At 74.2% G+C, this 12,126-nt stretch carries 8 protein-coding genes; 5 read left to right on the top strand and 3 right to left on the bottom strand.

Features of this window, described 5'->3' with window-relative positions; all coding sequences use genetic code 11:
• Positions 1–9: 9 nt before the first annotated feature.
• Positions 10–1,416, bottom strand: a complete 1,407-nt coding sequence (locus OG715_RS36025; protein WP_266273076.1) for an amidase — start codon at positions 1,414–1,416, stop codon at positions 10–12.
• Between the two features lie 287 nt (positions 1,417–1,703).
• Here OG715_RS36025 and OG715_RS36020 point away from each other — a divergent pair, with 287 nt between their 5' ends.
• Both OG715_RS36020 and OG715_RS36015 read left to right on the top strand, forming a co-directional pair.
• Entirely contained in the window at positions 1,704–3,500 is a 1,797-nt protein-coding gene (locus OG715_RS36020; protein ID WP_266273077.1) for a glycoside hydrolase family 35 protein, read from the top strand.
• Between the two features lie 109 nt (positions 3,501–3,609).
• The gene (locus tag OG715_RS36015) at positions 3,610–4,761 is read left to right on the top strand and encodes a serine hydrolase domain-containing protein (RefSeq protein WP_266273078.1); all 1,152 of its coding nucleotides are present in this window, start codon (positions 3,610–3,612) and stop codon (positions 4,759–4,761) included.
• A gap of 110 nt (positions 4,762–4,871) precedes the next feature.
• Here OG715_RS36015 and glmS read toward each other — a convergent pair whose 3' ends face one another.
• Complete coding sequence (glmS, locus tag OG715_RS36010; RefSeq protein ID WP_266273079.1) at positions 4,872–6,698, bottom strand: glutamine--fructose-6-phosphate transaminase (isomerizing); 1,827 nt, start codon at positions 6,696–6,698, stop codon at positions 4,872–4,874.
• Positions 6,699–6,778: 80 nt separating this feature from the next.
• Positions 6,779–7,063: a hypothetical protein gene (locus OG715_RS36005; protein ID WP_030396260.1), complete on the bottom strand. Its 285-nt coding sequence runs from the start codon at positions 7,061–7,063 to the stop codon at positions 6,779–6,781.
• Positions 7,064–7,274: 211 nt separating this feature from the next.
• Here OG715_RS36005 and asnB point away from each other — a divergent pair, with 211 nt between their 5' ends.
• The 3 genes from asnB to OG715_RS35990 all read left to right on the top strand — a co-directional run bounded on the left by asnB (position 7,275) and on the right by OG715_RS35990 (position 12,066).
• Positions 7,275–9,125 (top strand): asparagine synthase (glutamine-hydrolyzing), encoded by a 1,851-nt coding sequence (asnB, locus tag OG715_RS36000; RefSeq protein ID WP_266273080.1) that lies wholly within the window; start codon positions 7,275–7,277, stop codon positions 9,123–9,125.
• Between the two features lie 211 nt (positions 9,126–9,336).
• Positions 9,337–10,491 carry a hypothetical protein gene (locus OG715_RS35995; RefSeq protein WP_266273081.1) on the top strand — a complete coding sequence of 385 codons (1,155 nt, stop codon included), beginning with the start codon at positions 9,337–9,339 and terminating at the stop codon, positions 10,489–10,491.
• A gap of 138 nt (positions 10,492–10,629) precedes the next feature.
• Positions 10,630–12,066 (top strand): pyridoxal phosphate-dependent decarboxylase family protein, encoded by a 1,437-nt coding sequence (locus OG715_RS35990; RefSeq protein WP_266273082.1) that lies wholly within the window; start codon positions 10,630–10,632, stop codon positions 12,064–12,066.
• Positions 12,067–12,126: the final 60 nt, after the last annotated feature.

The raw sequence follows: 12,126 nt of genomic DNA, 5'->3' as shown, positions 1-12,126 counted from the left end.
TGACCGCCCTCAGTCCTGTATCCGCCGCCAGGGCCGGTCCGCCTCCAGCGCGAACGCCAGCTCCAGCAGCACCCGCTCCTCCCCGTGCGCCGCCGACAGGTGGACGCCGATCGGCAGGCCGTCGGCGCTCGCACCGGTCGGCAGCGCTATCGCCGGACCGCCGGTGACGTTGTTGACCGGTGTGATCGCCACGTACCGGGTGAGCCGGTCGATCAGCTCGTCGAAGGCCACGTTCGGGCTCAGGTACCCGATCGGCGGCGCGACGTGCGCCAGCACCGGCGAGAGGACGACATCGTGGGTCCGGAACATCGCCGCGTAGGTCTCCTCGGCGCGCCGCAGCCGCCGGACCACCCCCGGCACGCGCCGGAACTCCCGGTGGAAGAGCCGCCGCAGCCCGGTGGTCAGCCCGTCGAGACGGCTCGCCCGGAAGCCGGGGCCGACGGTCAGCCGGCCGGTGGTGGCGATCAGGAAGGCGATGTAGCCCCAGTAGAGGACGAAGTCGCGGGAGAACTCCTCGCCGAACGGCATCACGGCCGGGGTCACCTCGTGCCCCAGGGCCTCCAACCGGGCCGCCGTCGCCTCGACCGCCGCCCGGGTCGCCGCGTCGCTGGGCGCGACCGGCGAGTCCACCACCAGGCCGATCCGCAGCCGGCCCGTGCCGGGGCCCTCGACCAGACCGAGCGGGGGCAGCGCGGGGTTGCGGTAGTGGCGTTCGGCGGCGGCGAAGAACGCGGCGGTGTCGCGGACGGAGCGGGTCAGCACGCCGTCCGTCACCAGGTCCACCGGCAGTCGGCGGCCCTGGGCGTTGGGCACCACCCGGCCCCGGGTGGGCTTGAGTCCGACCAGCCCGCAGCAGGCGGCCGGGATCCGGATCGAGCCGCCGCCGTCGTTGGCGTGCGCGATCGGGACGACGCCCGAGGCGACCAGCGCGGCCGCGCCGCCCGAGGACGCGCCCGGGGAGTGCGAGGTCCGCCAGGGGTTGCGGACGGGGCGGGCGGAGGCGAACTCGGTGGAGGCGTTCAGCCCGAACTCCGGCAGCCGGGTCTTGCCGAGGACACCCAGGCCGGTGCCGAGGAACTGTTCGGCGAAGCCCGCGCTGCGGCGGACGGGCCTGGCCCGGTAGGCCGAACTGCCCTGGCCGGTCGGCATCCCGCGCAGGTCGGTGTTGTCCTTCAGGAAGCTGGGCACGCCGTACAGCGGGGCGTCCTTCGCGCTGCCGTCCGCCCCGGGCGGACGCCCGTACGCGGCGAAGGCGACCGGGGCGAGTGCGGCGTCGACCCGTTCGGCCCGGGCCGCCGCGGCGGCCGCCAGCTCGGCGGGGCCGACCTCGCCGGCCCGCACCAGGGCGGCCAGCGCCACCGCGTCGTGCTCCCCCAACGCGTCGTCCGCGTACGCGTGCACCCGCTCGTCGGCCATCCGGACTCCCCATCCCTGCCAGTCGGTGGCGGCGCCTGCGGATACGTACCTACCCGTCGGTAATGCCGCGCGAGCTGAGCAGTCTAGGGGTGGAGCGGCACGTGGAAAACCCCGTGTTCCGGGAGGCGGGTAGGACCGCGCGGGCGGGGAAGGCGGCACGGACAGGGTCCGTACACGGCTCGTATACGCTGGCCGGACGAGGGCAGGCCCGGTGGGCCGACACCCCCGGGCCGGCTCCGACGCAGCAGTACCCGACCGACGACCGCGTCAACCGAAAGCTGGTCCGCATGATCGAGCTCGACTTCGACGACGACGGCTTCCGCCGCAACGGCGCGCCGCACCGGATCGTCTCCGGCGCGCTGCACTACTTCCGGGTGCACCCGGAGCTGTGGGACGACCGGTTGGCCCGGCTGCGCGCACTGGGCGCCAACACGGTCGACACCTACATCCCCTGGAACTTCCACGAACTCCCCTCCGGCGAGACCGACTTCACCGGCTGGCGGGACATCTCCCGGTTCGTCCGGACCGCCGAGCGGCACGGGTTGGACGTCATACTGCGCCCCGGTCCCTACATCTGCGCCGAGTGGGAGTCCGGCGGCCTGCCGGCCCGACTGCTCGCCACCGAGGCGATGGGACTGCGGAGTTCCGACCCGGCGTTCCTCGCCGAGGTGGACGGCTGGTTCGACGCCGTGGTCCCGGAACTGCTGCCGCTGCTGGGCAGCCGGGGCGGGCCGGTGGTGGCCGTGCAGGTGGAGAACGAGTACGGGAGTTACGGCAACGACGCCGCCTACATGGCGTACCTGCGGGACGGGCTGGTGACGCGCGGGGTGGACTGCCTGCTGTTCACCGCCGACGGCTCCGAGGACTTCATGCAGCAGGGCGGGGCGATCCCGGGTGTGCTGGCCACCGGCACCTTCGGCTCGCGCGCGCCGGAGCGCTTCGAGGTGCTGCGGCGGCAGCAGCCCAAGGGGCCACTGGCGGCGATGGAGTTCTGGATCGGCTGGTTCGACCGGATCGGTCAGCCGCACCACGTCCGGGACGTCGCGGAGACGGCGGCCTCGCTCGACGAGCTGCTCGCGACCGGCGCCTCGGTCAACCTCTACATGGCGCACGGCGGCACCAACTTCGGCTTCTGGGCGGGCGCCAACCACTCGGGGACGGGGCCCGAGACCGCCGGCTACGAGCCGACCGTGACCAGTTACGACTACGACGCGCCGATCGGCGAGGCGGGCGAGCTGACCGAGAAGTTCCACGCCCTGCGCTCCGTCATCGGCAAGTACGTGCCTCTCCCCGAGGGCGGACTCCCGGCCCGGCCGCCGCGGCTGGAGCCCCGCCGGCTGGAGCGGGCGACCGGCCGGGCGCGGCTGCTGGACTCCCTGGACGCGCTGTCGACGCCCGTCCACCGGCCGACCACCGAGCCGATGGAACGGGTCGGCCAGTCGCTCGGCCTGATCCACTACCGCACCCACGTCCCCGGGCCGCGCCCGGAGATGCCGCTGCGGATCGACGGCATCGGGGACCGCGCACAGGTCTTCGCGGACGGCCGCCCGGTCGGCGTGCTGGACCGCAACGAGCCGGGCGGCACCCTGCCGCTGGCGGTCGGCCCGGCCGGGGTCACCCTGGACATCCTGGTCGAGGCCCTGGGCCGCGCCAACTACGGCCCCCAGATGGACGATCGCAAGGGCATCCGGCGCGGTGTCCAGCACGAGCGCCAGCGGCTGCACAACTGGGAGATCCGGCCGCTGCCGCTCGCCGACCTCTCCGCCCTGGCCTTCCGCGAGGACACCGGCGCCGCCGGGGGCGACCCGGTCTTCCACCGGTTCGAGACCGGGGTCGACACGCCGGCGGACGCCTTCCTCGCCCTCCCGGGCTGGGGCCGGGGCCTGCTCTGGCTCAACGGCTTCCTGCTCGGCCGCTACACCGAGGAGGGCCCGCAGCGCACCCTGTACGCGCCGGGCCCGCTCTGGCTGCCGGGCCGCAACACCCTCGTGGCGCTCGAACTGGACCGCCACGCCGAGGCCCTGGAGATCCGCGACGAGCCGGACCTCGGCCCCACCACCCGCGCGCCCAGCGCCGACTACTGACACCGACCCGCCCGCTCCCCTCCCGGCGCCGGAATACTCCGGCGCCGGGGCGGGTTGACGCCCCGGCAGGCCGGTGATCAAGGCCGCAGGATCGCGTACAGGGGGAAGCATGTCCAGCAGTGACGTCGTCGGCGGAAGCGTGGCGCCGGGGTTCGAGGCGGTGCGGGAGGAGTTCGCCGCCGTGGTGGCGGAGGAGCCGGCGGGCGGTGGCGCGCAGCTGGCCGTGCACCTGGACGGGCGGCGGGTGGTGGACCTCTGGGCCGGCGAGGGGGTTTCCGGCGGGTCGCTGTTCGCGCTCTACTCCTCCGCCAAGGGGGCGGCGCACCTGGTGACGGCCCTACTGGTGCAGGAGGGCGTGCTCGACCTGGACAAGGAAGTGGCCCACTACTGGCCGGAGTTCGCGGCCGAGGGCAAGGGTGCGCTGACGTTCCGGCAGCTGCTGGAGCACCGGGCGGGGCTGATCGGGGTCGACGGCGGCTTCACGACGGAGGAGCTGGCGGACGACCGGCGGATCGCGGAGCGGCTGGCCGGCCAGAAGCCCTACTGGGAGCCCGGGACGGCCTACGGCTACCACGCCTACGTGATCGGCGCGCTGACCGGCGAGGTGGTCCGCCGCCGGACCGGCCGCACGGTGCAGGAGCTGTTCGAGGAGCGGATCCGGGCCCCGTACGGGCTGGACTTCTTCCTCGGCCTGCCCGCGGAGCTGGAGTCGCGGTACCTGCCGGTGCTTCCGGCGGTCCCCCTCCCCGGTCAGCAGGGCGAGCCGCCGGCACCCGACAGCCTGATGGGGATCGCCTTCAACCTGAACGCCTCCCCGCCCACCGACCTGGCGGGCTTCGGCAACCTCCGCCAGGTGCAGGCGCAGGGGCCGGCCTCGACCGGCAGCTTCGGCAGCGCCCGCGGTCTGGCGGCGCTGTACGCGGCGGCGGCGCAGGGGCTGGACGGGCGGACGCCGTTCCTGGCACCGGCCACGATCGCCGAGTTCGGTCCGGTCCGCACCCACGGCACCGACGTGGTGACCGGCGAGGTGGACCACTTCGGCCTCGGCTTCGAGGCGCAGAGCACCCGCTTCCCGTTCCTCGGGGCGGAGGCCTTCGGTCACAGCGGCGCGGTGGGCGCGCAGTCCTTCGCCGATCCGCGCGGCGGCGTCGCCTACGGGTACACGCGGCGCCGGTTCAGCTCCCTCCCGCTCGGCCCGGAGAACCACCGGCTGGCCGAGGCCGTCGTCCGCGCCGCCGGGGCGGTGCGCGGGGCGGCCTGACCGTCCGGCCCTCGGGCCCGCGACGGCGCCGACGACGGCACCCGGGGCGCGCCCCGGAACGCCCCTCGGGACCGGCCGTGCTGCACGGCCGGTCCCGGGGGCGTCAGCGACTACTCGACGGTGACGCTCTTGGCGAGGTTGCGCGGCTTGTCGACGTCGCGCCCCAGCGCCACCGCCGCGTGGTAGGCGAGCAGCTGGAGCGGGATGTTGAGCAGCAGCGGGTCCAGCTCGGGCTCGCTCTTGGGCACCAGGATGCAGTGGTCCGCGAGCTTGGCCTCGGGCCGGCGGTGGGCGACGGCGAGGACGCGGCCGGAGCGGGCCTTGATCTCGCCGAGGGTGGTGAGGTTCTTGTCGAGCAGCTCGTCGTCCGGGACGAGGGCGACGGTGGGCAGCTCGGGGCTGATCAGCGCCAGCGGGCCGTGCTTCAGCTCGCTCGCCGGGTAGGCCTCGGCGTGGACGTAGGAGATCTCCTTGAGCTTCTGCGCACCCTCCCGGGCGACGGGGTAGCCGCGCACCCGGCCGATGAACATCATGCCCTCGGACCCGGCGTACTCGGCGGCGAGTTCGGCGATGGCGTCGCTCTGCGCGAGGACCTCGCGGATCTGGTCGGGCAGCGTCTTGAGGGCGGAGACGATCCGGCGGCCGTCGGCGGGCGAGAGGTCGTGGATCCGGCCGAAGTGCAGGGCGATCAGCGCGAAGGCGACGACGGTGGAGGTGAACGCCTTGGTGGAGGCGACCGAGATCTCCGGTCCGGCGTGCAGGTAGATGCCGCCGTCGCACTCGCGGGCGATGGCGCTGCCGACGGTGTTGACGACGCCGAGCACCCGGCCGCCCTTGCGCTTGACCTCCTGGACGGCGGCGAGGGTGTCGTAGGTCTCGCCGGACTGGCTGACCGCGATGTAGAGGGTGTCGGCCTCGATGACCGGGTTGCGGTAGCGGAACTCCGAGGCGGGCTCGCTGTGCGCGGGGATCCGGGCCAGCTCCTCGATCAGCTGGGCGCCCATCTCGCCGGCGTAGTAGGCGGAGCCGCAGCCGAGGATCTTGACCCGGCGGATCTCGCGCAGTTCGCGGGCGTCCAGGTTGAGGCCGCCGAGGTGGGCGGTGGCGAACCGCTCGTCGAGGCGGCCGCCGAGGGTGCGCTCGACCGAGCCGGGCTGCTCGTGGATCTCCTTGAGCAGGAAGTGCTCGTAGCCGCCGGTGTCGTAGGAGTCGATCTCCCAGTCCACGGTGGACGGCTGGCGGTGGGTGGTGCGGGCGTCCTCGGTGAAGGTGCGGAAGCCGTCGGCGCGGACGGTGGCCAGCTCGCCGTCCTCCAGGTGGACCACCTGGCGGGTGTAGCGGACCAGGGCGGAGACGTCGGAGGCGACGAACATCTCCTTCTCGCCGATGCCGAGCACGATCGGGCTGCCGTTGCGGGCGACCACGATCCGGTCGGGCTGCTCGGCGTCGAGGACGGCGATGCCGTAGGTGCCGACGACCTTGCCGAGGGCGGCGCGCACGGCCTCCTCCAGCTCGACGCCCTCGGCGGCGTGGGCGGCGATCAGGTGGCCGAGCACCTCGGTGTCGGTCTCGGAGCGGAAGACCGCGCCGTCGGCGGCGAGCTTGGCCCGCAGCTCGTCGGCGTTCTCGATGATGCCGTTGTGGACGACCGCGATCCGCTCGGCGTTGTCCAGGTGCGGGTGGGCGTTGGCGTCGCTGGGCACGCCGTGGGTGGCCCAGCGGGTGTGGCCGATCCCGGTGGAGCCCTTGAACCGGGCGGGGACGGCGGCGGCGAGGTCGGCGACCCGGCCCTTGACCTTGCGGACCTTGATGCCGCCGGTGCGTCCGGCGACGGCGACGCCGGCCGAGTCGTAGCCCCGGTACTCCAGTCGGGCGAGCCCCTCCAGCAGGAAGGGGGTCGCGTCCTTGGGGCCGATGTAGGCCACGATTCCGCACATGGTGGTGGACTCCTTGGTTCCGTCGTTCCTTGGTTCCGCTACTGGGCGTTCCGGCAACCGGGCGGTGCCGGACCGGCCGGTCAGCCGTAGACGATCCGGCGCAGCTGGCGGGCCGAGAGCTCCGGGGCCGCGACCCGGCGGGCGGGCAGCTCCTCGGCGAGCCGGGCGAAGATCTTCTCGTTGGTCAGGCCGCGCGCCTGCAGCTCGCCGTGACGGCGGCGGACGTACTCCTCGGTGGTCTCGGAGAAGTACGCCAGCACCTCCGCCACCACCCGCGCCGCCTCCCGGGGCCCGAGCGGGCTGGTCCGGGTGAGGTGGGCGAGGAGGTCTTCGTGAGGGTGCGAGGAACCGGTCGAGCTGGACACAGTCGGTGAGCCTAGGCGGCCATCCCGGGAAAGATCAAAGATCTTGCCCGAAATCGGGCAGGATTCTGCGGCAATCGGCGCAGCCACGGGGTCTTGTCCGCACCGGGGCCACCACGTAGCGTGATGACCTGCTCACACACCGGGGGGAACCACGGGGTGACCAGGGGGGCGGGAGCATCGGAAGAGTGTCGGAAGAACCGGAGGCTTGCTGATGTGCGGGATCACCGGATGGGTCGCCTACGACCGCGACCTGACCCTCGAACGCGACGTGCTCGACGCCATGACCGCCACCCAGTTCTGCCGCGGCCCGGACGACGGCGGGGCCCACCTGGAGCGGCACGCCGCCCTGGGCCACCGGCGCCTCGCCGTGCTCGACCCCGAGGGCGGCGCCCAGCCGATGACGGCCGAGCACGACGGCCGGCTGCTGGTCGCCCTCAGTTACAACGGCGAGGTGTACAACCACCACGAACTGCGCGCCGAGCTGGTGGCCGCCGGCCACCGCTTCCGCACCCGGGGCGACACCGAGGTGGTCCTGCGCGGCTACCTGGAGTGGGGCGAGCGCGTCGCCGAGCGGCTGAACGGCATGTTCGCCTTCGCGGTCTGGGACGCCCGCACCGAGGAGCTGCTGCTGGTCCGCGACCGGATGGGCGTCAAACCGCTGCACTACCACCCCACCCCGGACGGCGCGGTCTTCGGCTCGGAGCCCAAGTCGCTGCTGGCCCACCCCGCGGTGCGCCCGGTGGTCGACCTGGACGGGCTGCGCGAGCTGATCTCCATGGCCCGCACCCCGGGCCTCACCCCGTACCGGGGCATCGCCGAGGTCCAGCCCGGCCACCTGGTGCGGGTGCGGCGCGGCGGCGTCTCGGTCCACCGCTACTGGGCGCTGGAGGCCCGCCGGCACACCCAGGACCTCGCCACCACGATCGGCACCGTCCGGGCCCTGCTGGAGGACATCGTCCACCGCCAGCTGGAGGCGGACGTGCCGCTCTGCTCGCTGCTCTCCGGCGGCCTCGACTCCAGCGCGGTCACCGCCCTGGCCGCCCGCTGCCTGGACGCGGCGGGCACCGGGCCGGTCCGCTCCTTCGCGGTCGACTTCACCGGGCAGAGCGAGCACTTCCACCCGGACGCGGTGCGCACCACCCCGGACCGGCCGTACGCGGAACTGCTCGCCCGGCACGTGGGCGCCGACCACTCGGTGATCGAGCTGGACAGCGCCGCCCTCACCGACCCGGCGCAGCGGCTCGCCACCCTGCGCGCCCGGGACCTGCCGGGCGGCGTCGGCGACATGGACACCTCGCTGCTGCTGCTCTTCCGCGGGGTGCGCGAGCACTCGACGGTCGCGCTGTCCGGCGAGTCCGCGGACGAGCTGTTCGGCGGCTACCGCTGGTTCCACGACCCGAAGGCCCTCGACGCCGACGACTTCCCGTGGGCGACCGCGATCAGCGGCTTCGGCGGCGCGGGCACCGGCCCGCGCGAGCAGCTGCTGGACCGGGAGCTGCTCGCCAAGCTCGACCTGCCCGGCTACCGGCGCGCCCGGTACCGGGAGGCGCTCGCCGAGGTGCCGCAGCTGCCGGACAGCGACCCGTTCGAACGGCGGATGCGGGAGGTGTCGTACCTCAACCTCACCCGCTTCGTCCGGATCCTGCTGGACCGCAAGGACCGGATGAGCATGGCCAACGGGCTGGAGGTGCGGGTGCCGTTCTGCGACCACCGGCTGGTGCAGTACGTCTTCAACACGCCGTGGACGATGAAGTCCTTCGACGGCCGGGAGAAGAGCCTGCTGCGCGCCGCCGTCCGGGACGTGCTGCCGGCCGAGATCGCCGACCGGATGAAGAGCCCGTACCCGATCGTCCAGGACCCGCGCTACCCGGAGCTGCTCCGCCGCGAACTCGCCGCACTGGCCGCCGACCCCGGCTCCCCCGCCCTCCCCCTGCTCGACCGCCGCGAGCTCGCCGACGCGCTCGCCCCGGACACCGACCCGCAGACGGTCCGGCTGGCGGCCGATCTGGCCCTGGACCTGGACGCCTGGCTGACGGAGTACCAGGTGTCGCTGGAGCTCTGACCCCCGGGTGCGCCGGGTGCCCCCCGGGTGGTGCGCCGTTGCGCCACCCGGGGGAGGGTGACCCGCCGCGAACCCGCCTCGTTGACCGGGCGGGACGTGCGATAGCGTCGCCGACACCTCCCGAATGGCGGCCGAAAACACGGAATCCGAGACCCGTGCCGTCAGGATGGGGAACGTCCCGTCCGTCTCGATCCGCCGGGGGATCTCCGCCATGCAACCGCGAGCCTTCGCGATTCTCACCGCCCTGCTGCTCGGGGTGCTGGGCCTGGGGTCGGTGGCCGTCACCGACTGGACGCCCCAGCAGGCCGCCGACCGCGCGGCCGTCGCCCCGGCCGTCCCGGGAACCGAGGGCACCACCGGGCCGGCCGGCGCCGCGCCCGCCGGTGGCGGGCAGGCGGCCGGGCAGCCGGCCGCGTCGGCCACCGCGACCGGGGACCCGGCGGTCTGGACCCGCTCGACGCTGCGCAACAAGCTGATGGCCGAGATGGACGCCAGCGACCCCGGCGTCGCCCTGGCCGACCTCGACCGGATCACCAAGCAGCTGCCGTACACCGTCCGGTTCTGCCACCCGATCGCCCACGAGCTCGGGCACGCGGCGGTCAAGCGGTTCAACGCGGACTTCCAGAAGGTCATCTCCTTCCCGCACGAGACCTGCGCGGCCGGCTACCTGCACGGCGCGGTCGAGGAGATGCTCAACGCCTCCGCCCAGCCGGAGACCGACCTGGTCAAGCTCTGCGCGCCCAAGAACAGCGGCCCGTGCATCCACGGCGTCGGCCACGGCACCATGTTCGTCGCCAAGCAGGACGTCGCCAAGGCGCGCGAGCTCTGCAACAAGTTCACCACCGACCAGAACCGGATCCGCTGCTCCGAGGGCCTGTTCATGCAGCTCTTCGGCCCGGACGAGGAGGACGAGAAGGCCAAGGCCAACCTCCCCGCCGACAAGCTCGCCCAGGACCCGCTGTACCCGTGCAAGGACCAGCCGGCGCTGTTCCAGTCCGCCTGCTTCTTCTACGCGCCGACCTTCTACCTCTCCTCGCACGACTACCCGAACCACCCCGAGGTGTACGCCGAGGCCCTGAAGTGGTGCCTCGCCGGCAAGGCCTCCGGCGGGTCGGTCGACTGCAGCCGGGGCGTCGGCTCGCGCACCATGAAGTACAACCTGGACCGCGAGGACTGGGCCGCCCAGCAGTGCGCCACCGCCGCGGACGGCTGGCAGCGCAAGGCCTGCGCCGAGGGGCTGGTCAGCTACTACACGGTCAACTACACGGACGCGGGCGCGGCCGGCCGGCTCTGCGCCAAGTTCTCCGACAAGGAGATGCAGGGCTACTGCCGCTCCGCCGGCGGGCTCTCCGCCTCGCTCGACTGACTCACCCGGCCGGGGCCGGGGGTCGTCCCGGATACCGGGCCCGCGCCGCACGGCGCGGGCCCGTTTCCGTAGGATCGCGGCGTTCGGGTGCGCCGAGGACGCCGCGCCACCGGGCCCCGCACCACCTGGAGCCACCGCATGACCTCCGACGACTTCCGCGCCGCCGCGCACACCGCCGCCGACCTGGCCGCCGACCACCTCGCCGGCCTGGCCGCCGGCCCGGTCTGGCAGCCGATGGACGACGCCGCCCGCCGCACCCTGCTGGACGCCCCGCTGCCCGCCGCCGGCCGTCCGCTGGACGAGCTGCTGGCCTCGGTCGGCCGGGACGTCCTGCCGTACCCGATGGGCAACGGCCACCCGCGCTTCTTCGGCTGGGTGAACTCCGCGCCCGCCCCGGCCGGCGTGCTCGCCACCCTGGCCGCCGCCGCGATGAACCCCAGCTCGGCCGGCGGCGACCACGCGGACGTCCACCTGGAGCGGGCCGTGGTCCGCTGGATCGCCGAGCTGGTCGGCTTCCCGCACCCGCCCGGCGGCGGGCTGCTCACCTCCGGCACCTCGATGGCGACCATCGTCTGCCTCTCCGCCGCCCGCAACCGCGCCGCCCGCGACGCCGGGTGGGACGTCCGCGAGGACGGCCTGGCCGGGATGCCGCCGCTGGTCGGCTACGTCACCGGCGAGACCCACTCCTGCGTCCGCAAGGCCGCCGAGCTGCTGGGCCTCGGCAGCAAGCACCTGCGCGTCGTGGCCACCGGCCCCGACGGCCGCCTCGACCCCGCCGAGCTGCGCACCGCGATCGCCCGCGACCGGGCCGCCGGACTGCTCCCGTTCCTGGTGGTGGCCTCGGCCGGCACCGTCGGCACCGGCGCGGTGGACGCCTTCGACCCGCTCGCCGACCTGTGCGCCGAGGAGCGGCTCTGGCTGCACGTGGACGGCGCCTACGGGGCGTTCGGAGTCCTGGACCCGGAGATCGCCCACCGCTACGCCGGGCTGGCCCGCGCCGACTCGCTCGCCCTCGACCCGCACAAGTGGCTCGGCGTCCCGGTCGACTGCGGCTGCGCGCTGGTCCGCGACCCCGCCGAGCTGCGCGCCGCCTTCAGCCTCGTCCCCTCCTACCTGCGCGACGAGGCGGCCGGCGAGCTCGGCTGGTTCTCCGAGTACGGCACCGAGCAGACCCGCCCGTTCCGCGCCCTCAAGGTCTGGGCGACGATCGCCCACCGGGGCCGCGACGGCCTGGCCGCCGACATCGCCCGGACCACCGCCCTGGCCCGCCGGCTCGGCGAACTCGTCACCGCCGACCCCGAGTTGGAACTCCTCGCCGAGGTCCAGACCTCCATCGTGGCGTTCCGCCTGCGCCCCGCCGACCCGACCGGCCCGGCCGACGAGGCCGCCCTCGACGCCCTCAACCGCGAGCTCCCCGCCGCCGTCCAGCGCCGCGGCCGCGCCTTCCTCACCGGCGCCCGCCTCGACGGCCGCGAGATCCTCCGCGCCTGCCTCCTCAACCCCGCCACCACCGAGGAGGACCTCGCCGTCCTCCTCGCCGAAGTGAAGGCAGCCGGGGCCGAGCACACCGGGTGACCGGCGACGGTGATCGAGTCACGGCACCATTAACCGCGGGGTCACGGAGGATTCGTGATC

The organism is Kitasatospora purpeofusca, assembly GCF_036010405.1.
Lineage (GTDB): Bacteria > Actinomycetota > Actinomycetes > Streptomycetales > Streptomycetaceae > Kitasatospora > Kitasatospora purpeofusca.
This window is presented reverse-complemented; position numbering and strand designations above follow the sequence as displayed.

Excerpts from the sequence above, each read along its gene's own strand:
- OG715_RS36025 (WP_266273076.1), bottom strand. The coding sequence starts at position 1,416 with ATGGCCGACGAGCGGGTGCACGCGTACGCGGACGACGCGTTGGGGGAG.
- OG715_RS36020 (WP_266273077.1), top strand. The coding sequence starts at position 1,704 with ATGATCGAGCTCGACTTCGACGACGACGGCTTCCGCCGCAACGGCGCG.
- OG715_RS36015 (WP_266273078.1), top strand. The coding sequence starts at position 3,610 with ATGTCCAGCAGTGACGTCGTCGGCGGAAGCGTGGCGCCGGGGTTCGAG.
- glmS (WP_266273079.1), bottom strand. The coding sequence starts at position 6,698 with ATGTGCGGAATCGTGGCCTACATCGGCCCCAAGGACGCGACCCCCTTC.
- asnB (WP_266273080.1), top strand. The coding sequence starts at position 7,275 with ATGTGCGGGATCACCGGATGGGTCGCCTACGACCGCGACCTGACCCTC.
- OG715_RS35995 (WP_266273081.1), top strand. The coding sequence starts at position 9,337 with ATGCAACCGCGAGCCTTCGCGATTCTCACCGCCCTGCTGCTCGGGGTG.
- OG715_RS35990 (WP_266273082.1), top strand. The coding sequence starts at position 10,630 with ATGACCTCCGACGACTTCCGCGCCGCCGCGCACACCGCCGCCGACCTG.